The organism is Micrococcus sp. GPGPB33 (assembly GCF_037853785.1).
Taxonomy (GTDB): domain Bacteria; phylum Actinomycetota; class Actinomycetes; order Actinomycetales; family Micrococcaceae; genus Micrococcus; species Micrococcus luteus.
Window position 1 is genome coordinate 2,389,793 of sequence record NZ_JAQMWO010000002.1, and the last position, 25,289, is coordinate 2,415,081.

The following is a 25,289-nucleotide window of genomic DNA, read 5'->3' on the forward strand; positions in this document are numbered from 1 at the left end:
TGCGACACTGCAATAAATCGTTGTGACGACTACAGACGCCGAAAGATAGACAGTATTCACTGTAGACAATTGTCTCAATGCGCCCTTTGGGCTGAAAGTAGACCGAATTTCCGCCAAGGTCGAATAGGTCCAAAATACGAATGCTGACGTCCAATACGGGTCCCCTCCCGACTCCACGGCCAAGTTCAGGGCCAGGACAGTCACGGAAAACGTAGGTATTCCCCTGTATATAAGTAGATACTTTACCGAGCTTCTTCTTGGCATTAAATCAAGAGAGTCCCGAGCTGTCGCATAAACTTCGGGCCATCTAGTACCAATAGCCTGGTAAATTAGCCATAAAAATATTCCCCCTAAAGATCCGATTACGATTGACACACCCGCCCCCTAGAGTCTCGAATCTGAACCTCAGGTCCGGCCGACGAACCACCCGCGCAGGGTGCTCAGCCGCTTCTCCAGCTGCTCGCGGGAGGCCTGGGCCACGGCGGGGCCGCCGGAGATCTCCCGCAGGCGGTTGTGGATCACCCCGTGCGGCTGGCCGGACCGGGCCGCCCAGGCGGACACCGTCTTGGACAGCTCCGCGCGCAGCTCCTTCATCCGCCGGTGGTCCACGACGTCGGCGGGCTCGGCCGCCTGCGCACGCGGCCGGCGCTGGATCTGCTCGGCCTGCCGCTGCCGCAGCAGGGCGGAGACCTGCTCGGCGTCCAGCAGGCCCGGGATGCCGAGGAAGTCCTGCTCCTCCTCCGAGCCGACGGCGCCGCCGAGACCGAACTCGCCGCCGTCGAAGAGCACCTTGTCGAAGCTCGCCCGGGACTCGAGGGCCTCGAACTTCTCCCGCGTCAGCGCGTCCGAGCCGCTCTCGGCCCGGTTGGCCTCCGCGATGAGGTCCTCCTCGGGGGCGTCCTCGAGGTCCTCGACGTCGACGGCGCCCTCCTTGCGGTCCAGCGCGTGGTCCCGCTCGAGCTCCATCTCGTTGGCCAGCAGCATGAGCGCGGGCACGGACGGCAGGAACACCGAGGCGGTCTCCCCACGCCGGCGGGAGCGCACGAAGCGGCCCACGGCCTGGGCGAAGAACAGGGGCGTGGACGTGGACGTGGCGTACACGCCCACGCACAGGCGGGGCACGTCCACGCCCTCGGACACCATGCGCACCGCCACCATCCACCGCTCGTCCGACGCGGCGAACTCCTCGATGCGATCCGAGGCCCCCTTGTCGTCCGAGAGGATCACGGCCGGCCGCTGGCCGGTCAGCGCCTCGAGCTGCGCGGCGTACGCGCGCGCGTCCTGGTGGTCCGTGGCGATCACGAGGCCGCCGGCGTCGGGCACGTTGCGGCGCACCTCGCTGAGCCGGCGGTCGGCCGCGCGCAGCACGGACGGGATCCACTCGCCCGCCGGGTCCAGCGCGGTGCGCCAGGCGGAGGCGGTGATGTCCTTCGTGGCGGCCTCGCCGAGCTGAGCCTCCATGACCTCGCCGGTGGAGGTCTTCCAGCGCATCTGGCCCGAGTAGGCCATGAAGATCACGGGGCGGACCACGTGGTCGCGCAGCGCCGGCCCGTAGCCGTACGTGTAGTCGGCCTTGGAGCGCTCGATGCCGTCCTGGCCGAGCTCGTAGCGGACGAAGGGGATGGAGGCGGTATCCGAGCGGAAGGGCGTGCCGGTCAGGGACAGCCGCCGCGTGGCCGGCTCGAACGCCTCACGGATGCCCTCGCCCCAGCTCAGGGCGTCGCCGCCGTGGTGGATCTCGTCCAGGATCACCAGCGTCTTGGCGGCCTCGGTGCGGTTCCGGTGCAGGACGGGCTTGTTCGCCACCTGGGCGTACGTCAGCGCCACCCCGCGGTACTCGGCGCCGTGCCGCCCGTCGGCGTTCTTGAAGTTCGGGTCGATCGCGATGCCGACGCGCGCGGCGTTGTCCGCCCACTGGCGCTTGAGGTGGTCCGTGGGCGCGACGACGGTCAGTCGCTGCACGACGCCGGAGTCCATCAGGATCTTGGCCACGCGCAGCGCGAACGTCGTCTTGCCCGCGCCGGGGGTCGCGACCGCCAGGAAGTCCTGCGGCGCGGTCTGGAGGTAGCGCTCCAGCGCCTCCTGCTGCCACTGGCGCAGCTTGGGGGCCGTCCCCCACGCCGCGCGCTCGGGCATGGCGGGGGAAGGTCCTCGCCGATGTGGAACAGGTCGTGCTGGACGCTGCCGTCCGGGGTGCCGCTCGTCAGGGAGCGGCCGTCAGCCACGGCCGCGGCCTCCGAACCAGCCACCGCGCTTGCCGTCGCCGTCGCCGCCGTCCTGCGGCTCGCGCAGGCCCTCGTAGATCTCCTTGCACGTGGGGCACACGGGGAACTTGTTCGGGTCCCGGCCCGGCACCCACACCTTGCCGCACAGGGCGATCACGGGGGCACCGGTGACGGCGGACTCCGTGATCTTCTCCTTGCGGACGTAGTGGGCGAAGCGCTCGTGGTCGCCCGGCTCGATCTCCTGGCGCAGCTCCTCACGCTCGAGGACGGACGTGCCGCCGCCGGCGGGCGCGAAGGGGTCGTTCAGGTCGGGTTCGCCGGTCACACTCATGCGGGCCAGTCTAGCTGTAGGAGGGCATGACGTTGTTGACACGCACCGGGGCCAACGAGGCCGGAGGAGCCTCTCCGCAGGAGGTATGCGGCCGATGGTAGTTGTAGTGATTCACCCACACCTGCAGGGCCTCACGCCGAGCCCGCTCTGAGGAGTACGGGCGGGCGTAGAGGACCTCGTCGACCATCAGCCGGTTGTACCGCTCGACCTTCCCGTTATGGCGCGGGGTGTAGGGGCGGATCCGGTGATGCCGGCCCCCGAGAGAGACCACCTTCCGGGTGAAGTCCACGGCCCGGTAGTTGTTCCCGTTGTCCGTGACCACCCGGTCCACGGTGATGCCGTGAGCGGCGAAGAACGCGCGGGCCCGGCAGTAGAACCCGATCGTGGTCACCGCCCGCTCATCCTCCAGCGCCTCCGTGTACGCCAGGCGGGTGAACCCGTCGATCGCCGAGTGCAGGTAGGTGTAGCCGACCCGCTGGCCAGACCCCCGCTTGGAAGCACGCCCTGCCTCACTGTCTCTTCCGTGGGCGCGCCAGCCTCCCCCTTCAGGGATGCGTCCGATCTTCTTCACGTCCAGGTGCACCATGTGCCCTGGCCCCCTCGCGGTGATCCTCCGGGCCGGCTGCCGGCGGAGGTCTTCTCCGGCTGGGGTCAGGTCCCGTAGGCGGGAGATCCCGGCCCGGTGCAGCCATCGCCCCACGGTGCGAAGACACACCTGGTGGCCCTCGCCGACCAGATGGTGATGGATGCGCCGGGCGGACCACTTCTCGGCCCGGCGCAGGGCCTCCAGCTCGGCCACGATCGCGGGGTCGAGCCGGGCAGGTGAGCGATGGGGCCGGCTCGAGCGGTCTTGCAGTCCTGCCTCGCCTTCGGCACGGTAGCGGGCGACCCAGGTGGCCACCGTGGGCCGACTGACGCGGAACTCCGCGGCCACGTGGGACTGCGGGATCCCGTCGTTCAGGTGGCGGTGGACCATGCGCAGCCGGCCGGTGGGGGTCAGAGGTGCGTTAGCGTGAGTCACGAGCGGGCTTCCTTCCGCGGATGAGTGGATGTCGCAATTCCCATCCTGCGGGGCGGAGCCCGCTCGTCTCATCTCAGCCCGTGCCTCGTGTCAAGAACCTCATGACCCACAACATCTAGCCGCGCCCCTCAGAAGGCGGCCACGGCCTGGTAGGTCTCGGCCTGCGCGCGGTCGTACCAGCGCGCCCCCAGGCGCACACCCAGCCACAGCGCGACGGCGCCCCACGCGAGCCCGAGCGCCACCGTCACCCACCCCCACACGGCGGCCCCGGTGACGAGCCGGACGACGAAGGGCACCAGGAACGGCACCGCGAGCGCCAGGCTGACCAGCATCGCGGCGCCCTGGACGAGCATCGTGCGCATGGCCGCGCCCTGCGGCGTCGCGAACGGGCTGTCCCCCGGCTTCGGAACCGGGTAGACGAAGCGGGCGGAGACGAACGCGGACAGCCCGGCGGTCGTCCCGAACAGGCCGAGGGCCAGGCCCAGCATCGGCGCCAGCAGGGACCAGTCCCCCGCCGCCGCCACCGTCGCCGTCGTCACGAGCAGGATCATCGGCACGCCCCAGCCCGCCAGGCCCAGGACCCGGCCCCAGCGGTCGTCCACGCCCCGCACGCCCGAGACGACCTGCAGGTGGAACGCCGTGTGGTCGTAGGCGATGTCCGCGGAGATCGAGTAGGCCAGGGACCAGGCGGTGATCGGCCCGAGGATCAGCAGCAGGCCCAGTCCGGGACCCCCCTCCGCGGCCATGCCCCCGGTGAACCACAGCAGGACGGCCATGAGCGGGATGATGATGAGCCCGGCCGCGTACCGCGGATCGGCCAGCCAGTAGCGCTGGGCGCGGGCCGCGATCGCGGTGCGCGGGCCCGTGGCCCGTCGGCCCAGCCAGCGCAGCGGCATCGGGTCCGCTCCCGCGGCGACGCGGCGGGACCGACCGCCGCCCACGGCCACCGGCTCCACGGTGCGGCGCACGGCCAGGTGCCACAGGGCCAGGGCGGCCAGGCACCAGGCCGCCGCCACCGCGAGGTGGAGCGCGACGGCGGCGCCGCGGCCCTCGGCGGCCGCCCACGCCGCGGCGGGGCCCGCCCCGAACGGGGTCCACGCCGCGCCGCGGGCGACCTGGGGCGCGATCGCCAGGAAGTCCTCGAACGACGCGATGGCCTGCGAGAGGGCGACGCCGCCGAGCATGAGCGGGATGAACAGCAGGACGGAGACGACGTCCCGCACCCGACGCCGGCTCGCGTAGGCGGCCAGGAGGCCGGCGAGGCCGGAGCCGATCGCCACGGCGGTCACCGCGGTCAGCGCGCCCCCGGCCAGGCCCGCCGCCAGCGCGGCCGGCCGGTCCCACCAGCTGGCCCCCAGGCCCACCAGCACGGCCAGCGTGGCGAGCCCGACCGGCGTCGTGAAGGCGCTCAGGACCAGACCGGCGATGAGGGTGCGGGCCGGGACGGGGAAGAGCACGAAGCTGTGCGGGTCGAGGGTGGCGTCCACGCCCGTGACGAACGGCGGGATGACGAGCCAGGCGAGCACCACGACGGCGGCGGCCAGCACGGTCGTGGCGCCGCGGGCCTCGTCCGGCAGGGCGGGCAGGCCCGTGACGAGCAGCGTCACCGCCACGGCGGCCATGCCGAGCACGTACAGCGCGCCGAGCACGCTCATCACCAGGGTGAACGGGGACCGCCGCCACTGGTTCAGGGTCAGCGTCCAGCGCAGTCGGACGAGCGTCAGAGCCATGCCAGCCCCTCCGAGCCGTGGCGGCCGCCGACGAGGTCCACGAAGCGGTCCTCGAGGTCGCGCCCGTCCCGGACCTCCTCGAGCGTGCCGGCGGCCCGCAGCGTCCCGGCCGCGATCACGGCGACGTGGGTGCACATGCGCTGGACGAGGTCCATCACGTGGCTCGAGACGATCACGGTGCCGCCCCGCTCCACGTACGAGTGCAGGATGTCCCGGATGTTCGCGGCGGAGACCGGGTCCACGGCCTCGAACGGCTCGTCCAGGACGAGCAGGTCCGGGGCGTGGACCATGGCGGCCGCCAGGGACACCTTCTTGGTCATGCCGGCGGAGTAGTCGGCCACGAGCTTGCGGCCGGCGTCCTCCAGGTCCATCACCCGCAGCAGGTCCGCGGTCCGCTCGGCCACGGTGTCCGCGTCGAGGCCATGCAGCAGCCCGGCGTAGGTCACGAGCTGCGTGCCCGTGAGGCGGTCGAAGGTGCGCACGCCGTCGGCGAGCACGCCGACCCGTCGCTTGGCCTCGAGGGGCTGCTCCCACACGTCGACGCCGTGGATCCAGGCGCGGCCGTGGTCCGGGCGCAGCAGCCCGGTGGCCATCGACAGGGCCGTGGTCTTGCCCGCCCCGTTGGGCCCGACCACCCCGAAGAACGATCCGGCCGGGACGTCCAGGTCCAGCGCGTCCAGCGCCAGCTTGTCCCCGAACCGCTGGGTCAGCCCGCGCGTGACGAGGGCGAGGTCCGGATCGGGGGCGTCGGCCGCACGCCGACGGGCGGCGGCCGCCAGGTGGGCGGGGGCAGGCTCGGGCGCATGCGGAGTCATGCCTGGGACGTTACCCACCGTCAGGCGGACACGGCGTCCTCCTCAGGGATGAACTGTGGGTCCCTCAGAACAGCGCTGCGGCCAGCCGACGCCGCGAGGCCTGCACACGGGGGTCGTCCGTGCCCACCACGGTGTAGAGGTCCACGAGGTGGGCGCGCGCCGTCTCCCGGTCGTCGCCGGGGTGGAGGGCGATGAACCGCACGAGCCGGGCGAAGGCGTCCTCCACGTGGCCACCGAGCACGTCCAGGTCGGCGACGGCGAGCTGGGCGGCGACGTCGTCCGGGCCGTCCGCGGCGGCCGCGCGCACCGCCGCAGCGTCGGCGTCACGGGTGCGCAGCATGAGGCGGGCCGCCGACAGGCCCTGCTGGGCCACGGCGTCCGCGGGGCTGTCGGCCAGCGCCGCCTCCCACGCCGAGACAGCCCCGGGCAGGTCGTCGGCGGCGAGGGCCTCGTGGGCCGCCCGGTGCAGCGGCGGCACGGGCGGAGCCTCCGCGGCCGCGGCGCCGGCGTCCTGGCGCGCCGGGGCGACCGCGGGCACGGTGCCGGCGACGCCGTTCTGACGGGCCACCTCGAGGATCTCCCCCATGAGCTGGCGCAGCGTCTCCTCCGGGACCTCCTGATTGACCAGCGGCACCGGCTGCCCCGCCACCACGGCCATGACCGCGGGGCCGGCCCCCAGGCCCAGCGCCTGCAGCACGGCGGGCTCCTTCGCCACGTCCAGACGCGCGAGTACGAGCCGTCCCGCCTGCGCGTCGACCGCGTCCGCGAACTGCCGGTACAGCGCCTCGCTCGCCGCGTCCCCGGGCACGTGCAGGTGCAGCAGCACCGGCACCTGGGCGGAGAGCTGGACCAGCTGCTGCAGCAGACCCTGGTCGGCGTCCGCGATGACCCACGAGCCACCGCCGGCGCCGGCGTCGGCCCCCGGCGCAGTGCGCCCGGCCGAGGCCGGGGTGCCGAGCGAGGACAGGTCGACGGCGCCGCGCAGGTGGGACGGGGCGTCGGAGGGGGGCTGGGCGGTCACGTCGGTCACGATCCTTCCGGTCCGGGTCCGCCCCGTCGTCGGGGCGAGGGGCGTTGTCGCTGGGCACCACGGTAGCCTCCCGGGCGCGGCGCGGTCAGGACCGGGGCGCTGTCGTACGCTGAGCGCGTGGAGGAGAAGGAACCCGCGTCCGGTCCGGACGCCCCCAGCGTCGCCGACGTCCGTGCCCCGGCCGAGCCCGAGGGCGCCGAGCAGCAGCCCGTGGGCGGCATCCCCGTGGAACCGGTCGGGGCGGCCGCCGCGCCGCCGCCGCACGGGCCGACGCCCGCCGGGCGCCGTCGACGGCTCCGCCTGGGCTCCGTCCTGCGGCGGCGCCGACCCTTCCTCGAGGAGGACCGGGTGGACCCCGAGTCGGTCCCCGCCGACGGCGCCGAGGATCCTGCGGTCGCGGCCGTGGCCCTCGAGTCCCCCGTTCTGACCGGCTTCCTGCTCGCGGTGGGCGTGACCCTGGCCATCGGGATCGTCTCGGTGCTGCGCACGAACGGGCAGCTGATCGTGTGGATCGCCGCGGCCCTGTTCATCGCCCTGGGCCTGGACCCGCTGGTGCGCCGGGTCGAGTCCTGGGGCGCGCCCCGCTGGGTCGGCGTGCTCACGGCCGCCCTCGGCCTGGCCGCCGTGGCCGGGGCGTTCGTCGCCCTCCTGGTCCCCACGGTGATCGAGCAGTCCACGCAGCTGGTCCAGGACCTGCCGGCCATCATCGACGGGGTGATGCGGGCCGAATGGTTCGTGCAGCTCGACGAGGAGTTCCACCTCCAGGAGGCCGTCCGCGCCCAGACCGAGCGCCTCGCCGCCGACGGCGTCGCCGTCACCGACCTGTTCGGCGGGCTCCTCGGCTTCGGCCAGACCGTGCTGAACGCCGTCTTCTCGGTGCTCGTGGTGGTCGTGCTGACGCTGTACTTCCTCTCCTCCCTGCCGCACATGAAGTACTGGGCCTACCGGCTCGCACCGTGCTCGCGCCGGCCCCGGATCGAGGCGCTGTCCGAGCAGATCACCTCCTCGGTCGGCCACTACGTGATGGGCCAGTCCTTCGTGGCCGCCCTCAACGGCGCGGTGGCGTTCACGGCGCTGGCCATCGCCGGCGCCCCCTTCGCCGTCCTGCTCGCCGCGATCGCCGCCTTCATGGCGTTCATCCCGCTGGTGGGCGCCGCGATCGGCGGCACGCTGCTGACACTCGTGAGCCTGCTGACCTCGTGGCAGACCGCCGCCGTGTTCGCGGCCATCTACTTCGTCTACCTGCAGATCGAGGCCTACGTCATCTCGCCGCGCGTCATGGCACGCGCGGTGTCCGTGCCGGCGGCCGTGGCCGTGATCGCGGTGATCGCCGGAGGCGCGCTGCTCGGCGTCCTCGGCGCCCTCATGGCGATCCCGCTCGCCGCCGCGCTGCTGCTGCTGGTCCGCGAGGTCTTCATCCCCCGCCAGGACGCCCGGTAGGCCCACGACGGCGGCGCGGCCCGGACCGTCGCGGTCAGCGGCCCGGTCGGGTGCGCCAGCACACCGGGTGCCAGTGCCGCCGGTCCGCCCCCGCGTCCTCGTCCCCCATGATCCAGTCCGCGCGCCAGGCCACGAGGTGCGCCTGGCCCTGCCGGATCACCCGACCGCAGCCAGGGCACGTGTAGTCCTTCACCGCGCGCCACGCGGGGATCTGCCGGACGTGCCAGCCGCCGTCGGACCCGGACTGGCGCGAGTAGCGCGCGTCCAGGCCGAGGAGCTCCTCGAGCGGGTCGGCGCGCCCCGGCGACGGCCGGGACCGCCGGGAGGCGCCGGAGGCCCCGCGCTCACTCCGCCGAGGCGCGGACGAGCGGCGGGGGCGGTTCGAACGGGGCATGCCCCCATGCTGGCACACGAGCGGGTGGGCGCGGTCCGCCTAGGATGGACCGGTGCGACTCGTCATTGCCCGCTGCTCCGTGACCTATGAGGGCCGCCTGAACGCCCACCTGCCCACCGCCACCCGCCTGCTCATGGTGAAGGCGGACGGCTCGGTGCTGGTGCACTCCGACGGCGGCTCCTACAAGCCCCTCAACTGGATGTCGCCGCCCGCGACCCTGCACGTGGAGGAGCCCTCCCCGATCAGGCCGACCAGGGGGTGACGCAGGTCTGGCGCGTGCAGGCCAAGAAGTCCGACGACCGACTCATCGTGCTCATCGAGGAGGTCCTGGCGGACGACTCCCACGAGCTCGGCGTGGACCCCGGCCTCGTCAAGGACGGCGTGGAGGCGGATCTGCAGCGTCTGCTGGCCGAGCAGATCAGCCTGCTCGGCGACGGCCACACCCTCGTGCGCCGCGAGTACATGACGGCGATCGGCCCCGTGGACATCCTGGCCCGCGACGCCGACGGCGGCACCGTGGCGGTCGAGCTCAAGCGCCGTGGGGACATCGACGGGGTCGAGCAGCTCACCCGCTACCTCGAGCTGATGAACCGGGACCCGCTCCTGGCGCCCGTGCGCGGCGTGTTCGCGGCCCAGCAGATCAAGCCCCAGGCCCGCACCCTCGCCGAGGACCGCGGCATCCGCTGCGTCACCCTCGACTACGACGCGATGCGCGGCGTGGACGACGCCGAGTCCCGCCTGTTCTGAGGCGCCGGGCGGGCTCAGCGGCGCCAGAAGGACGACGCCGCGGACGGCCCCGCCTCGCTCCAGGCGCGCAGGGCGCCGGCGTCGTCGGGGTCGACGACGACGCGCACCGGACGTGTGCCGGCGCTCAGCTCCAGGACGGCCCGGCCGGCCTCGTCCGCCGGGAGGCGGTCGATCTGCAGGCGGCTCCGGTCCGCGCTCCAGCGCTCTCGCGAGAGGCGCCAGCCCCCGGTGAGGCGCAGGCGGGACTCGTCGTACACGCCGATCACACGCTCACGCCCCGGGCCCTCCCGCTCCAGGACCGCAGGGAAGGCGGCCGTGACACGGGCGAGGGCCCGGCGCCGCATCACCAGGGCGAGTGCCGACAGCACGATGACTGCCACCACGGTCGCCGAGGCGATGAGCACCGGGCCCTCCACCGTCAGGTCCTGCCGCGCCGCGTCAGGCCGCCGCGGCGTCGCCCAGCCGGGCGGACGTCGCGGCGATCACGACACGGTCGTGGTCCACGGAGAAGAAGCCGCCGCGGGCCTGCGCGGTGACGGTGCCGCCGTCCGTGGTCCGCACCACGACCTCGCCGTCGCCGAGGACGGCGAGCATCGGGGTGTGGCCCGGGAGGATGCCGATCTCACCGTTGACGGTGCGCGCCGACACGGCCGACGCGGCGCCCGACCAGATGGACCGCTCCTCGGAGACGATCTCGACGTTGAGCTCAGCCATGATCGATCAGCCCTCGGCCTGGATCTTGGCCCACTCGCGCTCGACGTCGTCCAGGCCGCCCACGTTGTAGAAGGCCTGCTCCGCGACGTGGTCCAGGTCGCCGTCGGCGATGGCCTTGAAGCCCTCGACGGTGTCCTTGACCGGCACGGTGGAGCCCTCGACGCCGGTGAACTGCTTGGCGGTGTAGGTGTTCTGCGAGAGGAACTGCTCGATCTTGCGGGCGCGGCCCACGGTGATCTTGTCCTCCTCGGAGAGCTCGTCCACACCGAGGATCGCGATGATGTCCTGCAGCTCCTTGTTCTTCTGCAGGATCTGCTTCACGCGGATGGCCACGTCGTAGTGGTCCTGGCCCACGTACTGCGGGTCGAGGATGCGCGAGGTCGAGGCCAGCGGGTCCACGGCCGGGTACAGGCCACGGGACGCGAGGTCACGGGTCAGGTTGGTGGTCGCGTCCAGGTGCGCGAACACGTTGGCCGGGGCCGGGTCGGTGTAGTCGTCCGCGGGGACGTACACGGCCTGCATCGAGGTGATGGAGTGGCCGCGGGTCGAGGTGATGCGCTCCTGGAGCACACCCATCTCGTCCGCCAGGTTCGGCTGGTAGCCCACGGCGGAGGGCATGCGGCCCAGCAGCGTGGAGACCTCGGAACCGGCCTGCGAGAAGCGGAAGATGTTGTCGATGAACAGCAGCACGTCCTGGTTCTGCACATCGCGGAAGTACTCCGCCATGGTCAGCGCGGACAGGGCCACGCGCAGACGCGTGCCCGGCGGCTCGTCCATCTGGCCGAACACGAGGGCGGTGTCCTTCAGGACGTCCGCCTCGTCCATCTCGACCCAGAGGTCGTTGCCCTCACGGGTGCGCTCGCCGACGCCGGCGAACACGGAGGTGCCGCCGAAGTTGCGGGCCACACGGGTGATCATCTCCTGGATGAGCACGGTCTTGCCCACGCCGGCGCCGCCGAACAGGCCGATCTTGCCGCCCTTGATGTAGGGGGTCAGCAGGTCGATGACCTTGATGCCGGTCTCCAGCATCTCGGTGGAGCCCTCGAGGGAGGCGAAGTTCGGCGCCGGGCGGTGGATCGGCCAGCGGTCCTCGGCCTGCAGCTGCGAGGTCGGCATGTCCAGGGTCTCGCCGAGCACGTTGAAGATGTGGCCCTTCACGGCGTCGCCGACCGGCACCGAGATGGGGGCGCCGGTGTCCACGACGTCGGTGCCGCGCACCAGGCCGTCGGTGGACTGCAGGGAGATGGCGCGGACCATGTTGTCGCCGAGGTGCTGGGCGACCTCGAAGGTGACCGTGCGGCGCTGGCCGTTGAGGTCGATCTCGGTGGTCAGCGCGTTGTAGATCTCCGGCATCGCGTTGGCCGGGAACTCGGCGTCGATCACGGGGCCGATGACGCGGGACACGCGTCCGGTGGCACCGCCGGTGGGGGTCCCGGTGCCCTGGTCAGTGATGGTGGCAGTCATCTCTCTCACTTCTATCGTGTGTGGATGGCGAGTCTGGTGAGTCCCGAACGGGCTCAGGAGTTGTTGAGCGCGTCCGCGCCCGCGATGAGCTCGGTGAGCTCCTGGGTGATCTCGGCCTGACGGGCGTTGTTCATCAGGAGGGTGTAGTCCTTGATGAGGCTCGTGGCGTTGTCGCCCGCCGACTTCATGGCGCGCTGACGGTTGGCGAGCTCCGAGGCCGCCGACTGCAGCATCGCGTTGAAGATGCGCGACTCGATGTACTTGGGCAGCAGCGCGTCGAGGACCTCCTCCGCGTCCGGCTCGTACTCGTAGAGCGGCAGCACGTCCTCGGCGGTGGCGGCCTCCTCCTCGACGACCTCGAGGGGCAGCAGGCGCACCACGTGGGGGTTCTGCTTCACGAGCGAGACGAACTCGGTGAACACGACGTGGATCTCGTCCACGCCGCCGTCGGCCGTGTCCGTGAGGAACGCGTCCACGAGCACCTCGCCGATCTCGGCGGCGCGCTCGGCGACGGGGGCGTCCGTCTGACCGGTCCACAGCTGCTTGTAGCCGCGGCCACGGAAGTCGAAGTACGTCTGCGCCTTGCGGCCGACGACGTACACGTCCACGTCCTTGCCCTCCTCACCGAGGCGGGTGAGGAGCTGCTCGGCCTTGCGCAGCACGTTCGCGGAGTACGCGCCGGCGAGGCCGCGGTCCGAGGACATGATGAGCACGGCCGCCCGGGTCGGATTCTCGGGCTCCGTGGTGAGGACATGATCGATGTCGTGCTGGCTCGACACGGCCGAGACGGCGCGGGTGATCGCGTTCGCATACGGCAGCGACGCGCTGACGCGCTCACGTGCCTTGGTGATGCGAGACGTGGCGATCAGCTCCATCGCCTTGAAGATCTTCTTCATCGACGACGTCGACGCGATCTTCTGACGGTAGACCCGGATCTGGGCTCCCATGGTGGTCCTTTCCCTGGCGGGAGGGCAGCCCGGCGTCGTCCCCGTGGGGCCCGACGCCGGACCGCTCCCTCACCGACCGGCGGTCAGCGCTTCTGCTTGGTGATCTGCTCCTGCGCGACCTGGTCCTGCTCGATCGCGCGATGCTCCTCGTGGCCGGCCCGCACGCCGCCCTCCTCGGAGGACTGGAAGCCCTTCGAGAACTCGGCGACGGCCGACTCGAGCGCGGACACGGTGCCGTCCTCGAGCTTGCCGGTGGAGGCGATGTCGGTCAGGACGGAGGTGTGGCGACGCAGGTGGTCGATGAACTCGCGCTCGAAGCGCAGCACGTCCTGCACCGGCACCTCGTCGAGGTGGCCCTTGGAGCCGGCCCAGATGGACACGACCTGCTCCTCGACCGGGTAGGGCGAGTACTGGGGCTGCTTGAGCAGCTCCATGAGGCGCTCACCGCGGGCGAGCTGGCGGCGGGTGGCCGGGTCCAGGTCCGAGGCGAACATGGAGAACGCCTGCTGGTCGCGGTACTGCGCCAGGTCCAGCTTCAGCGTGCCGGAGACCTTCTTCATGGCCTTGACCTGGGCGGCGCCGCCCACGCGGGACACCGAGATGCCCACGTCCACGGCGGGACGCTGGTTGGCGTTGAACAGGTCCGACTGCAGGAAGATCTGGCCGTCGGTGATGGAGATGACGTTGGTCGGGATGTAGGCCGAGACGTCGTTCGCCTTGGTCTCGATGATCGGCAGGCCGGTCATCGAGCCCGCGCCCATCTCGTCCGAGAGCTTGGCGCAGCGCTCGAGGAGCCGGGAGTGCAGGTAGAAGACGTCGCCCGGGTAGGCCTCGCGGCCCGGCGGGCGGCGCAGCAGCAGGGAGACGGCGCGGTAGGCCTCGGCCTGCTTCGACAGGTCGTCGAAGATGATCAGCACGTGCTTGCCGCCGTACATCCAGTGCTGGCCGATGGCCGAGCCGGCGTAGGGGGCGAGGTACTTGAAGCCGGCCGGGTCGGACGCCGGGGAGGCCACGATCGTGGTGTACTCCAGGGCGCCGTGCTCCTCCAGCGTGGCGCGGACGCCGGCGATGGTGGAGGCCTTCTGGCCCACGGCCACGTAGACGCAGCGGACCTGCTTCTCGACGTCGCCCGACTCCCAGTTGGCCTTCTGGTTGAGGATCGTGTCCACGGCGATGGCGGTCTTGCCGGTCTGGCGGTCACCGATGATCAGCTGACGCTGGCCACGGCCGATCGGGATCATGGCGTCGATGGCCTTCATGCCGGTCTGCAGCGGCTCGTGGACCGACTTGCGCTCGGTCACGGTCGGCGCCTGCAGCTCGAGGGCGCGGCGGCCCTCGGCCTCGATCGGGCCCAGGTCGTCGATGGGCTGGCCCAGCGGGTCCACCACGCGGCCCAGGAAGGCATCGCCCACCGGGACGGAGAGGATCTCGCCGGTGCGCTGCACCTCCATGCCCTCGCGGATCTCCTGGAACTCGCCGAGGACGACGACACCGATCTCGCGGGTGTCGAGGTTCTGGGCAAGGCCCTGGATGCCGTTCTCGAAGCGCAGCAGCTCGTTCGCCATGACGGAGGGCAGACCCTCCACACGAGCGATGCCGTCCGCCGCGGAGATGACACGGCCGACCTCGGTGCGATCGGTGCCCGACGGTTCGTACGATGCCGCGAATTCGTTCAAGGCATTGCGGACATCGTCAGCGTTGATGGTCAATTCGGCCATCTGCAGTCCCTGCTCTCTGTGCTTGGTGATCATCGACGTGACGATGATGCTTACGTTCGTGGGTGTTCCGGATGCGGGCGGGGGCCGGCGTCAGCCGGCCATCCGCCGCTGGAGGTCGTGGAGGCGCGAGGCCATGGACCCGTCGACGACGTCGTCGCCGACCTGGACGCGGACGCCGCCCACCACGTGGGGGTCCACCGTCACGTCCATGACGAGATCGCGGCCGAAGGCGCGGCGCAGGCCCAGGGCCAGCCGCTCCTGCTGCTCGGCCTCGAGCGGCCGGGCCACGGTCACCTCGGCGATCCACTGGCGCTGCCGCTCGGCGACGGCGTCCGCGGCCTTGCGGATAGCGGCGGACGGCTTCAGGCCGCGCGGGGCCGAGACGGCGCGCTCGACCAGCAGTCGGCCGGCCGGGCTGGCCGACTCGCCCAGGAGACGACCGGCCAGAGCGGCCCGCGCCTCGAGGGGTGCGTGCTGATCGGTGAGCGCCCGCTGCAGCTCGTGCGAGTCCTCCACCGTGCGGTTGAAGGCCAGCAGCTCGCCCAAGAGGGCGGCCAGGCCCGCGTGTCCGCCGCGTGCGGCCTCCGCGGCGGCCGCGTGCACGGCCACCGTCTCGAGGGCGTCCCCGAGATCGCGCTCCGCGGACCAGCGGCGGCCGGCCAGGTCCTTGAGGACCTGCAGTGCACCGGGGGTCACCCGGGCGCCGAACAGCGAGTCGACGAGGCCGTGACGGCGCTCGGTGGTCCAGGCGGGGTCGGTCAGGGCGCGGCGCAGGGCGCCGTGCTCGTCCACCACGTCCAGCGCGCCGAACAGCTCGCGTGCCAGGGCCACGCCGCCCTCGTCCAGCACCGGACCGACGGCCTCCAGGGAGGCGGCCAGGGAGTCCCTCGATGCGCCCGTCATCATTCGGCGACACCTGCGCTCTGGTGACGGTCCAGGTCAGCCAGGAAGCGGTCGACCACGCGCTGCGAGCGGGCGTCGTCCTCGAGGGACTCGCCCACGATCTTGCCGGCCAGGGTCGTGGCCAGCGAGCCGACCTCGCCCTTGAGCTGCGCGGCGGCCTGCTGACGCTCGGCGGCGATCTGCGCCTGCGCCTGCTCGGAGATGCGCCTCGCCTCGGCGGTCGCGCGCTCGCGCGCCTCGGCCACGATCTCGGCGGCCTCGGTGCGGGCATCCTCGCGGATGCGGTTCGCCTCGGTGCGGGCGTCCGCCAGCTGCGACTCGTAGTCCGCCATCATCGCGTTCGCCTCGGCCTGGGCCTTCTCAGCCTTGGCCAGACCGCCCTCGATCGCCTCGACACGGTCCTGGTAGGACTTCTCGAGGGTCGGGACGATGAACTTGATGACGATGAACATGAGCAGGGCGAAGCCCACCACGACGACGAGGATCTCCCACGGGTTGGGGATCAGGGGGTTGGCCCCCTCAGCCGCCGCGAGGATCAGTCCGTTGCTGATCATGTTTCAACCATCCTTCGGTCAAGAGTCCTGTGGAGATGGAGCACCGACGGTCTCACCGTGCGGGCGCTCCGTGGACGCGGCGCGTCAGGCGCCGATGACGAAGGCGAAGACGAGGCCCAGGATGGCGAGGGCCTCGGCGAGCGCGAAGCCCAGGAGGGCGATCGGCTGCAGGATGCGCTGGGCCTCCGGCTGACGGGCGACGCCGTTGATGTAGGCGGCGAAGATCAGGCCCACGCCGATGGCGGAGCCGATGGCGGCGAGGCCGTAGCCGATCATGTTGAGCGAACCGTGCAGTTCCATGGTGTTCCTTTCACGAGGCCGAGGTGTCCGGCCGGGTTGTGGAGGGTCGGCCTCCCGGGTGGTCCTCCTGCGGAGGGCCGGGAAGACTGGTGGCGGGCTCTCCCGCCGTACCGCAGCCGCCTGGGTCGTGCCCGAGGCGGCCCCGGAAGATCAGTGGTCGTTCGCGTCGATCGCGCCCTGGATGTAGATCGCGGTCAGCAGCGTGAAGACGAAGGCCTGCAGGTACATGATCAGCAGCTCGAGGAAGTACAGGGCCACCGAGCCGAGGATGACCAGGATGCCGGTGCCCTGCAGGGCCAGGCTGCCGGTCTGCGTGATCAGGTAGGCGGCGCCGGCGCCGGCGAGCATCACGATCATGTGGCCGGAGAGCATGGTGGCCATCAGACGCAGGGAGTGGGTCAGCGGGCGCACGATGAAGTTGGAGATGATCTCCAGCGGCACGAGCAGCGGCAGGATCCAGCCGGGCACACCCGAGGGCACGACGGCCAGCTTCAGGTAGCGCACGCCGTGGCGCTTGATGCCGACGCCGATCCAGATCGCGTAGACGATGAGGGCCAGGCCGTAGGCGGCGCCCGCGTGGGAGAAGGTCGGCAGCTGCAGCACCGGGATGGCGCCGAACAGGTTGTTCAGCAGCACGAAGAAGAAGATGGCGAAGAGCAGCGGGACCCACTGCTTGAAGTTCTTCTCGCCCAGGATGTCCTTCGCGATGTCGTTCCGGACGAAGGAGTAGCCGGACTCGGCGAGCCACTGGGCCTTGCCGGGCACGAGCCGGGGACGGCGCATGGCCCACGCGAAGAAGGCGGTGATGAGCACCACGGAGAGCAGGACGAGCAGCATCTGCTTGCCGAAGCCGGTGCCGTACTCCGCACCCCAGGGGAAGATCTCCGGGAGGTGACCATCAGAGATGGTGGGGGGCACGAATGATGCGTTGGCCAGCACGAGGGTCAGCACGCGGTTCCTCTCCGAAGTGATGCAGTCGACGGGACCGCAGCCTCGTCCCCGGACCACAGGCGGGCGCCGCGACATTGCGGGGGTACCGGTGCGATGCGAGACACGGATGGCGGCAGATGGACGCCGTCGAAGTGTTCGCCGCCAACGATACCAAACGGTGACCCGTGCTCCGTACCGCAGACGGGGCCCACGGCATGGCCCGCGGCTCCGTGTCTTCGCCCCTCGGGCGGGTCAGTCGGCGTAGATCCCGCGGCGGGTCCGGGCGAAGACGAGGACCTCCGCGGCCTGCCAGACGAGGATCGTCACGAGGGCGGCGATCGCCGCCGCGTCCGCCCGGACCCAGCCGGGGCGGGGCAGGACCCCCAGCAGCACCGCGAACACCGCGATCTTGAGCACGAACAGCCCCACGCTGACCGGCAGCGCCGCCTCGCGCGCCCGGTCCCAGACGAGTGCCGTCGTCACCCCGGTGAGCGCCGAGAGCGCAAGCACCGCGCCACCGCCCAGCAGGGCGCTCCCGGCTGCCTCCCCGCCGACGGAGAGCAGCCACGCGGCGCACGTGATCGCCAGGGCAACCCCCGCCGCGGCCAGGGACCACCCGAGGATCCCCCACCAGCCGCGGCGGTTCTCCCAGCGGCGCCGGCGTCGGCGACCTCCCGCCCCGGTCACGCGTCCCCCCGCTCGTCCGGGTGGGCCGCGGCGTCGTTCCGGTCCGCGCGACGGCGCTCCACGATCGGATGCAGGGTGAGGTAGCCGGCTCCGGCCAGGGCCACGGCGAGCACGGGCAGGACGACCATGTGGTCCACGAAGTTCAGGGACACCGCGCCCCATGCCACGAGGAACGCCCAGAGCCAGAGCAGCCCGACGGCCTGCGCCTGGGTGTAGCCGCCGTCCACGAGCTTGTGGTGCAGGTGCCCGCGGTCCGCCGAGAAGGGGCTGGTGCCCTTGGCCGTCCGCCGCAGCACGGCCAGGGCGAGGTCCGCGAGCGGCAGTGCGAGGACGGCGACGGGCAGCAGGATCGGCATGTAGGCGGGGACGTTGCGGAAGCGCATCCCGTCCAGGGCGTTCACGTCAGCGGTCACGGCGACCGCGGCCGCAGCCATCAGCAGGCCGATGAGCATGGCCCCCACCTCGCCCATGAAGATGCGGGCCGGGGCCAGGTTCCACGGCAGGAAGCCTACGCACGCGCCGACGAGCAGGGCCATGAGCAGGGTGGCGAGGTTGGCGTAGTCGAACTGGTTGATGGTCCGCGTCAGCAGATACGAGTAGACGAAGAAGGCCGAGCCGCCGATCAGCGCGACGCCCGCCGCCAGGCCGTCCAGACCGTCCACGAAGTTGATCGCGTTCATCGTCAGCACCACGGCGAACACCGTGAGGATGACCTGCGTGGTCTCGTTCCCCACCGGGATCCAGCCCACCGGCATGGCCTCGATGCGGATCCCGCCGAGGGCCACCGCGAGTCCGGCCAGCACCTGGCCGGCCATCTTCACCCACCAGCGCAGGTCCCACATGTCGTCGGCGATGCCCACGACGAGCACGACGGCGACGGCGACCAGGAGCCCGCGCATCGCGGCGTCGTCCGCGTAGATCCCCTGGAGGAACGGCACGACTCCCCCGACGGCGAAGCCGACCAGCACGGCCGCGGCCATGGCGACGCCACCCAGCTTCGGCACGGGGTGCCGGTGCACGTCCCGCTGGCGCAGCGGGGTGAACACGCGCGCGCGCAGCCCCAGCCGGCGCATGAGGGGCGTCAGGGCCCCGCAGGCGACGGCCGTGACCATGACCAGGACGAGATACGCGCGCATAGGGGCCGGTCAGGCCTCCCGGTCGGCGGGGCGCGCCGCGGCAGCGTCCTCAGCCGCGATCCGATCGGCGGCGACCGGGGGCTCCTCGCCCTCGGCGAGCAGGTCCGGCACCACCGCGCGCAGCTCCTCCAGGGGCACGGAGCCCTGCCGGGCCACGCGGAACGGGGTGACGGTGCAGTCCACGATCGTCGAGGGATCCCGGCTCTCGCGGGGGCCGGCGTCGAGGTAGAGGGCCACGGACTCCCCCAGCATCGAGCGGGCGGCGTCGGCGGTGGTGGCGGCGTCCATGCCGGTGCGGTTCGCACTGGAGACGGCCATGGGGCCGACGGCGTAGAGCAGCTCGCGGGCCACCGCGTCGTCGGGCACGCGCAGGGCGACGGTGCCGCGGGTCTCGCCCAGGTCCCAGGTCAGCGTGGGCTGGGACTTGAGGATGAGCGTGAGGGCGCCGGGCCAGAAGCGCTCGGCGAGGGCCTCGGCCTCCTCCGGCACGTCGTACGCGAGGCCCGCCATGACGCGGCGGTCCGCGATGAGCACGGGCGGCGGCATGGTGCGGCCACGGCCCTTGGCGGCCAGCAGCACGGCCACGGCCAGGGGGAGAACGCGTCCGCCCCGATGCCGTAGACGGTGTCCGTGGGCAGGACCACGCAGCCGCGGTCCGCGAGGACCTCGCGGGCGCGGGCCACGGCATTCTCGAGGGCGGCCGGATCCGAGACGTCGATGAAGTCACTCACGTCGGTCATTCTTCCACCTCCGCGCCCGCCGCGGCTTCGCCGGACCGGCGCGCCGTCAGGAACCGGTCCCGTCCGGTGAGGTCCCGGTGGACTCGGACGCCCATGAACCGCGGGTCCGCGCCGAGGGCGGCCAGGAGGGCCGGGCCCTGCGTCTCGTGGTGCTCCATGGCGAACAGGCCGCCCGGGACGAGCAGCTCCGCCGCCCGGTGCACGATGGCCTGCGGGATCCGCAGCCCGGGTGCGTCCCCGCCGTAGAGTGCCCGCGCCGGGTCCAGCCGCGCTTCGGGCTGGGCGGGCACCTCGGCCTCGGGCACATAGGGCGGGTTGCTCACGACGACGTCCACGCGGCCCTCGAGGTCCGGGCATGCGACAAGGGCATCACCTTGTCGCAGGTCGACCCCGCGCGGGGCGAGGTTCCGCCGGGCCCAGTCGGCCGCCGTCGGGTCGAGCTCGACGGCGGTGACGGCCAGCGGGCGGCCCCGTGCCTCGCCCCACGCCGCGACGGCCGCGGCGATCGCGCCGGAGCCGGTGCACAGGTCCACCACCACGCCCGCCGTGGGCCGCGCGGCCAGGTCGGCCACGACGGTCTCCACGAGCAGCTCGGTCTCCGGCCGCGGGACGAAGACGCCCGGGCCGACCGCCAGGTCGAGCCCGTGGAAGTGCGCGACGCCGGTCAGGTGCTGGACGGGCTCGCGGGCGGCGCGGCGTCCGATGAGCGCCTCGAACGCCGCCGCCTGCGCGGGCTCGGCCACGGCCCCGGCGAACACCCGGGCCAGCAGCGCGCCGCGGTCGAGGCCGAGCACGTGGGCCAGCAGCAGCTCGGCGTCCACGCGCGGCGAGTCGATGCCCACCGTGGTCAGGCGTGCGGCGGCGTCGCGCAGCAGCGCGGACCAGGCCGGTGCGCTCACGCGTCCCCGCCCAGCGCGGCGAGCCGCCGCTCCTCGTCGAGGGCGAGGCAGGAGGCGATCACGGCCTCGAGGTCGCCGTCGAGGACCGCGTCGAGGTTGTGCGCCTTGTAGCCGGTGCGGTGGTCCGCGATCCGGTTCTCCGGGAAGTTGTAGGTGCGGATGCGTTCCGAGCGGTCCATGGTGCGCACCTGCGCGGCGCGCGCCGCGGAGTCCTCGGCGTCCTGCTCCGCCCGCTGCCGCTCGAGCAGCCGCGACCGCAGCACGCGCAGCGCGGCCTCGCGGTTCTGGATCTGGGACTTCTCGTTCTGCATGGAGACGACGATCCCCGTGGGCAGGTGCGTCAGACGCACCGCGGAGTCGGTCGTGTTGACGGACTGGCCGCCCGGCCCGGAGGAGCGGAAGACGTCCACCTTGAGGTCGTTCGGATCGAGGTGGACCTCGTCCGGGGCGTCCACCTCGGGCAGCACGAGCACGCCGGCGGCGGAGGTGTGGATGCGGCCCTGGGACTCGGTGACGGGCACGCGCTGCACGCGGTGCACGCCGCCCTCGAACTTGAGCCGGGCGTAGACGCCGTCGGCCGGGTCGGCCGCGCTCCCCCGCACCGCCACGTGGACGTCCTTGTAGCCGCCCAGGTCGGAGTGCGTGGCGGAGAGGACCTCCGTCTTCCAGCCCCGGGAGTCGGCGTAGCGCAGGTACATGCGCAGCAGGTCGCCGGCGAACAGGGCGGCCTCCTCGCCGCCCTCGCCGCCCTTGATCTCGAGGATCACGTCGCGGGCGTCGTCGGGGTCGCGCGGGATCAGCAGCCGGCGCAGCCGTTCGGCGGCCTCCGCCTCGGCCGCCTCCAGACCGGGCACCTCGGCCGCGAAGGCCGCCGCGTCGTCGTCGCCGGCCGCGGCCAGCTCCCGCGCGTCGGCCAGCTCCTCCGCGGCCGCCGACCAGGCGCGGTGCGCCGTCACCACGGCGCCGAGCTCGGCGAACCGCCGGTTCAGCCTCCGGGCGAGCGCCGGGTCCTGGTGCACCGCCGGGTCGGACAGGCGCGCCGTCAGCTCGCGATGCTCCGCCAGGAGCCGATCCACGGCCTCGCGCCGCTGCTCCGAATCGAACACGTGCGTGCCTCTCCTCCTCCGGCCTCAGCGGGCCGGGCTGTCCGACGCGGACGGCCCCGCCCCGTCCGGCGGAGACGAGCTCCCCGGGCGGGACGGGGCCGTGCGACGGGGCGGTCAGTCGTCACCCTTGGACCCCAGCGTGGTCTTGGAGACCAGCATGAGGAACTCGGCGTTGGACGCGGTGTCCTTGATCTTGTTGGTGAGCAGGTCGAGGGCCTGCTGCTGCTCGAGGCCGGAGAGCACCCGGCGCAGCTTCCACATGATCTTGACCTCCTCCTGCGAGAGCAGGGCCTCCTCGCGGCGGGTGCCGGACGCGTTGACGTCCACCGCCGGGAAGATGCGGCGCTCAGCGAGGTGGCGGGACAGGCGCAGCTCCATGTTGCCGGTGCCCTTGAACTCCTCGAAGATCACCTCGTCCATGCGCGAGCCGGTCTCGACCAGCGCGGTGGCCAGGATGGTCAGCGAGCCGCCGTTCTCGATGTTGCGGGCGGCGCCGAAGAACTTCTTCGGCGGGTACAGAGCCGAGGAGTCCACACCGCCGGAGAGGATGCGGCCCGAGGCCGGGGCGGCCAGGTTGTAGGCGCGGCCCAGGCGGGTCATGGAGTCGAGCAGCACGACGACGTCGCGGCCCATCTCCACGAGGCGCTTGGCGCGCTCGATGGCCAGCTCGGCGAGGGTGGTGTGGTCGTCCGCCGGGCGGTCGAACGTGGAGGCGATGACCTCGCCGTCCACCGACCGCTGCATGTCGGTGACCTCCTCGGGGCGCTCGTCCACGAGCACCATCATGAGGTGGACCTCGGGGTTGTTCGTCTTGATCGCGTTGGCGATCGACTGCAGGATCATCGTCTTGCCGGCCTTGGGCGGGGAGACGATGAGGCCGCGCTGGCCCTTGCCGATGGGGCTGACCAGGTCGATCACGCGGGGGCCGATCAGCTTGGGATCGGTCTCCAGGCGCAGGCGCTCCTGCGGGTACAGCGGCACGAGCTTGCCGAACTCCACGCGCTGCGGGTGCTCGACGGCGGGCTGGCCGTTGACCGAGGAGATCTTCACCAGGGCGTTGAACTTCTGGCGGTTGGAGCCGCCGCCGTGGTGCTGCTGCTTCTCGCCGTCGCGCGGGGCGCGGATCGCGCCGACGACGGCGTCGCCCTTGCGCAGACCGTACTTCTTCACCATGGCCAGGGAGACGTAGACGTCGTTCGGGCCCGGCAGGTAGCCGGAGGTGCGGACGAACGCGTAGTTGTCCAGCACGTCGAGAATGCCGGCCACGGGCTGCAGGACGTCATCCTCGGTCAGCTCGGTCTCGTCGACCTCGGGGCCGCCGCGGCCACGGCGGTTGCGGCCGCGCTCGTTGCGGTTGCGGCGGTTGCGACGGTTGCGGCCGCCCTCGTCGTCGCGGTCGTCGCGGCGGCTGCGGTCCCCGCGTCCGCCGTCGCCCCGGCCGCCGTCCTCGGACTTGTCGCCGCGCTGCTCGCGCGAGCCGTCACGGCCGTTCTCACGGTCCCGATTGTTCTCGCGGCCGTTCTCACGGTCGCGGCCGTTGTCGCGGTCCCGCCCGTTGCGGCCGTTGCGGCCGCGGCCGTTCTCGCGCCCGTTGTCGTCACGGTCCTCCCTGTCGCCGCGGCGGTCCGCGCCGTCCTCGCCCTGGGCGCCGTCGGAGCGACGGTCCTGACCCTGCTGGGCGTCGTCGTCGCCGGCGCGGCGGCCGCGGGAGCGGCGCTCGGACTGCGGGCGGCCCTCGCCCTCGTCGCGGGTCTCGGACCCCTCGGACCGATCCTGGTCCGAGGCGGTCTCACGGGGGGCCTGCTCCGTCTGGTCCTCGCGGGCCTCGGCCTGGGGCTGCCCGTCCTGGGCGGCGGCCGGAGCGGAGGTGTCGGCGTCGGCGCGGCGCGAGCGGCGGCGGGCCGGGCGCTCGGCGGCCGGGGCCGCGTCCTGAGAGGACGCGGCGGCCGGGGCGGCCTCGGCGGCGGGGGCCGCGGGGGCCTGGGCCGCGCGCTCGGCGGCGTCGCGGTCCGCCACGGAGCCGCCGCGCTGGTGGTCGGAGATCGCGGTCACCAGGTCGGCCTTGCGCATGCGCGAGCCGCCGGCGATGCCGAGCTGAGAGGCCAGGGCCTGGAGCTGGGCGAGCTTGAGCGAGGCCAGGCCACCGCCGTTCGTCGGCGTGGTCTGTTCCGTGGATTCGGTCACGAAGGTTCCTTCTCCCTCGAATGCGGCCCGGCGGCGCGTGGCGCGTCGGGCTGCGGTGTGCATCCGGTCGGGCCGCGCAGCGGCGCCCCAGAAAACCGGGTTTCATGGTGTGAACTCATCAGTGGCGCCTCCCTGATCGTGCGCAGTCGCTGCGTGACGGGGCGGAGGCGTCCGGACTCGACCGAGCCGGAGGGGGTCCCGCACGCCGGCCGTGCGCAGCACGGGATGGATCGCGGCGGGGTTCCGGCCGACGGCGCACGGTGCGTCCGGCCGTCACTGGCCCGGGCACCGGAGACCCGGGCCGCGCGAGGCGGTGGGGTCAGCCGTGGTGGAGTGATTCCACCCTAACACCGTCCACGGCCACGCACGGCACCAGCACGCGCCAGGAGGCCGCCCCGTCCGCCGTCAGAGCACGCGCCGCCTCCGCGGCGTGCTCGGCCGCCTGAACGCCGTCGCACAGCGCGAGCACGGTGGGACCTGCGCCGGAGACGACGGCGGCGTGGCCGCGCTCGCGCAGCCCCGCGACCAGTGCGGCGCTGGCCGGCATGGCCACGGCGCGCGGCTCCTGGTGCAGCCAGTCCCGCGTGGCGGCCGGCAGCAGCGCGGGGTCCTCCGCCAGCGCGTGGACGAGCAGCGCGGCACGGCCGGCCTGGGCCGCCGCCACGGCGTGGGGCACGTCGGCGGGCAGCACGCCCCGAGCGACGTGGGTGGACAGCTCGGTGTCCGGGATCGCGACCACCGGCACCACGCGCTCGTGCAGCCGCAGCCGCACCGTGGCCGGGCCGGGGACGTCGTCGCGGGTCCAGGAGACGGTGGCCCCGCCCACGAGCGCGGGGGCGACGTTGTCCGGGTGCCCCTCGAAGCGGGTGGCCGCCTCGAGCAGGTCCGCGGGTGCCCGGCGCAGCGCGGCCGGCAGCAGGGCCTCGGCTGCGGCGTAGGCCGCGACGACGGCGGCCGCGGACGAGCCGAGCCCGCGTGCGTGCGGGATCCGGTTCACGGCGCGCAGATGCAGCCCCGGCGCGGTGAACCCGCGGCCCCGCAGGTGCTCGCGCGCCAGGCGCAGGATCAGGTGCGCCCCGTCCCGCGGCAGGGTGGCCTCCCCCTCCCCCTCGACCTCCGCGACGTCGGGACCCGCCACGACCGTGAGCGTCACCTCGTCGCGCAGCTCCAGGGCCAGGCCCATCGAGTCGAAGCCGGGGCCGAGGTTGGCGGACGTGGCGGGGACGGAGACGGACGCGGCGGTCCCGGGCGCCAGCGGCTGCGGTGCGGCCATG

Annotated in this window: 23 protein-coding genes and 2 pseudogenes; 2 read left to right on the forward strand and 23 right to left on the reverse strand. The window is 72.7% G+C overall.

Features of this window, described 5'->3' with window-relative positions; translation table 11 throughout:
- Positions 1-405: 405 nt before the first annotated feature.
- The 6 genes from POD19_RS11325 to POD19_RS11350 form a co-directional block, all read right to left on the reverse strand.
- A complete protein-coding gene (locus tag POD19_RS11325; RefSeq protein WP_260849648.1) occupies positions 406-2,136 on the reverse strand; it encodes a DEAD/DEAH box helicase in 1,731 nt (576 codons plus the stop codon).
- Positions 2,137-2,217: 81 nt separating this feature from the next.
- Positions 2,218-2,556 carry a DUF3039 domain-containing protein gene (locus tag POD19_RS11330; protein WP_044659196.1) on the reverse strand — a complete coding sequence of 113 codons (339 nt, stop codon included), beginning with the start codon at positions 2,554-2,556 and terminating at the stop codon, positions 2,218-2,220.
- Between the two features lie 10 nt (positions 2,557-2,566).
- Entirely contained in the window at positions 2,567-3,577 is a 1,011-nt protein-coding gene (locus tag POD19_RS11335) for an IS481 family transposase (RefSeq protein WP_036383560.1), read from the reverse strand.
- Positions 3,578-3,705: 128 nt separating this feature from the next.
- Positions 3,706-5,307 (reverse strand): Tat (twin-arginine translocation) pathway signal sequence, encoded by a 1,602-nt coding sequence (locus POD19_RS11340; RefSeq protein WP_036313027.1) that lies wholly within the window; start codon positions 5,305-5,307, stop codon positions 3,706-3,708.
- A complete protein-coding gene (locus POD19_RS11345) occupies positions 5,298-6,122 on the reverse strand; it encodes an ABC transporter ATP-binding protein (RefSeq protein ID WP_036313031.1) in 825 nt (274 codons plus the stop codon). Before POD19_RS11345 ends, POD19_RS11340 begins: the two co-directional genes overlap by 10 nt.
- A gap of 64 nt (positions 6,123-6,186) precedes the next feature.
- Positions 6,187-7,143: a co-chaperone YbbN gene (locus POD19_RS11350; RefSeq protein ID WP_260849629.1), complete on the reverse strand. Its 957-nt coding sequence runs from the start codon at positions 7,141-7,143 to the stop codon at positions 6,187-6,189.
- A 126-nt stretch (positions 7,144-7,269) separates the two neighbouring features.
- On the opposite strand from POD19_RS11350, the gene POD19_RS11355 reads away from it, so the two are divergent.
- Complete coding sequence (locus POD19_RS11355) at positions 7,270-8,592, forward strand: AI-2E family transporter (protein ID WP_144818312.1); 1,323 nt, start codon at positions 7,270-7,272, stop codon at positions 8,590-8,592.
- 34 nt (positions 8,593-8,626) lie between these two features.
- Here the strand turns inward: POD19_RS11355 and POD19_RS11360 are convergent, their stop codons facing one another.
- Positions 8,627-8,986, reverse strand: a complete 360-nt coding sequence (locus POD19_RS11360) for a hypothetical protein (protein ID WP_144818310.1) — start codon at positions 8,984-8,986, stop codon at positions 8,627-8,629.
- A 52-nt stretch (positions 8,987-9,038) separates the two neighbouring features.
- Between POD19_RS11360 and nucS the strand changes: the two are divergent.
- A pseudogene (gene nucS / locus POD19_RS11365) lies at positions 9,039-9,733 on the forward strand (endonuclease NucS).
- A 14-nt stretch (positions 9,734-9,747) separates the two neighbouring features.
- Here the strand turns inward: nucS and POD19_RS11370 are convergent.
- The 16 genes and pseudogenes from POD19_RS11370 to thrB all read right to left on the reverse strand — a co-directional run bounded on the left by POD19_RS11370 (position 9,748) and on the right by thrB (position 25,288).
- Positions 9,748-10,137 carry a DUF2550 family protein gene (locus POD19_RS11370; protein ID WP_230259842.1) on the reverse strand — a complete coding sequence of 130 codons (390 nt, stop codon included), beginning with the start codon at positions 10,135-10,137 and terminating at the stop codon, positions 9,748-9,750.
- Positions 10,138-10,171: 34 nt separating this feature from the next.
- Positions 10,172-10,447 carry a F0F1 ATP synthase subunit epsilon gene (locus POD19_RS11375; RefSeq protein WP_036313044.1) on the reverse strand — a complete coding sequence of 92 codons (276 nt, stop codon included), beginning with the start codon at positions 10,445-10,447 and terminating at the stop codon, positions 10,172-10,174.
- A 6-nt stretch (positions 10,448-10,453) separates the two neighbouring features.
- Positions 10,454-11,911 carry a F0F1 ATP synthase subunit beta gene (atpD, locus tag POD19_RS11380; RefSeq protein ID WP_102708346.1) on the reverse strand — a complete coding sequence of 486 codons (1,458 nt, stop codon included), beginning with the start codon at positions 11,909-11,911 and terminating at the stop codon, positions 10,454-10,456.
- A gap of 53 nt (positions 11,912-11,964) precedes the next feature.
- Positions 11,965-12,858 (reverse strand): F0F1 ATP synthase subunit gamma, encoded by an 894-nt coding sequence (locus POD19_RS11385; RefSeq protein ID WP_036313050.1) that lies wholly within the window; start codon positions 12,856-12,858, stop codon positions 11,965-11,967.
- An 83-nt stretch (positions 12,859-12,941) separates the two neighbouring features.
- Entirely contained in the window at positions 12,942-14,576 is a 1,635-nt protein-coding gene (atpA, locus tag POD19_RS11390) for a F0F1 ATP synthase subunit alpha (RefSeq protein WP_036341407.1), read from the reverse strand.
- Positions 14,577-14,666: 90 nt separating this feature from the next.
- Positions 14,667-15,482, reverse strand: coding sequence for a F0F1 ATP synthase subunit delta (locus POD19_RS11395; RefSeq protein ID WP_078026026.1), 816 nt, complete (start codon positions 15,480-15,482; stop codon positions 14,667-14,669).
- Positions 15,479-16,033 (reverse strand): F0F1 ATP synthase subunit B, encoded by a 555-nt coding sequence (locus POD19_RS11400; RefSeq protein ID WP_036313055.1) that lies wholly within the window; start codon positions 16,031-16,033, stop codon positions 15,479-15,481. Before POD19_RS11400 ends, POD19_RS11395 begins: the two co-directional genes overlap by 4 nt.
- An 84-nt stretch (positions 16,034-16,117) precedes the next feature.
- Positions 16,118-16,333, reverse strand: coding sequence for an ATP synthase subunit C (locus tag POD19_RS11405; protein ID WP_002857264.1), 216 nt, complete (start codon positions 16,331-16,333; stop codon positions 16,118-16,120).
- A 150-nt stretch (positions 16,334-16,483) separates the two neighbouring features.
- Positions 16,484-17,284 carry a F0F1 ATP synthase subunit A gene (atpB, locus tag POD19_RS11410; protein ID WP_002857266.1) on the reverse strand — a complete coding sequence of 267 codons (801 nt, stop codon included), beginning with the start codon at positions 17,282-17,284 and terminating at the stop codon, positions 16,484-16,486.
- A gap of 231 nt (positions 17,285-17,515) precedes the next feature.
- Positions 17,516-17,950 carry a hypothetical protein gene (locus POD19_RS11415; protein ID WP_036313059.1) on the reverse strand — a complete coding sequence of 145 codons (435 nt, stop codon included), beginning with the start codon at positions 17,948-17,950 and terminating at the stop codon, positions 17,516-17,518.
- Positions 17,947-19,086, reverse strand: a complete 1,140-nt coding sequence (locus POD19_RS11420) for an MraY family glycosyltransferase (RefSeq protein ID WP_078026025.1) — start codon at positions 19,084-19,086, stop codon at positions 17,947-17,949. Before POD19_RS11420 ends, POD19_RS11415 begins: the two co-directional genes overlap by 4 nt.
- 9 nt (positions 19,087-19,095) lie before the next feature.
- A pseudogene (locus tag POD19_RS11425) lies at positions 19,096-19,826 on the reverse strand (L-threonylcarbamoyladenylate synthase).
- Positions 19,823-20,725: a peptide chain release factor N(5)-glutamine methyltransferase gene (gene prmC / locus POD19_RS11430; RefSeq protein ID WP_078026024.1), complete on the reverse strand. Its 903-nt coding sequence runs from the start codon at positions 20,723-20,725 to the stop codon at positions 19,823-19,825. The pseudogene POD19_RS11425 and the gene prmC overlap by 4 nt, the downstream one beginning before the upstream one ends.
- The gene (gene prfA, locus POD19_RS11435) at positions 20,722-21,831 is read right to left on the reverse strand and encodes a peptide chain release factor 1 (protein ID WP_010079025.1); all 1,110 of its coding nucleotides are present in this window, start codon (positions 21,829-21,831) and stop codon (positions 20,722-20,724) included. Before prfA ends, prmC begins: the two co-directional genes overlap by 4 nt.
- Positions 21,832-21,945: 114 nt before the next feature.
- Positions 21,946-24,015, reverse strand: coding sequence for a transcription termination factor Rho (gene rho, locus POD19_RS11440; protein ID WP_078026023.1), 2,070 nt, complete (start codon positions 24,013-24,015; stop codon positions 21,946-21,948).
- A 319-nt stretch (positions 24,016-24,334) separates the two neighbouring features.
- Positions 24,335-25,288 (reverse strand): homoserine kinase, encoded by a 954-nt coding sequence (thrB, locus tag POD19_RS11445; RefSeq protein WP_144818308.1) that lies wholly within the window; start codon positions 25,286-25,288, stop codon positions 24,335-24,337.
- Between the last annotated feature and the right edge of the window lies 1 nt (position 25,289).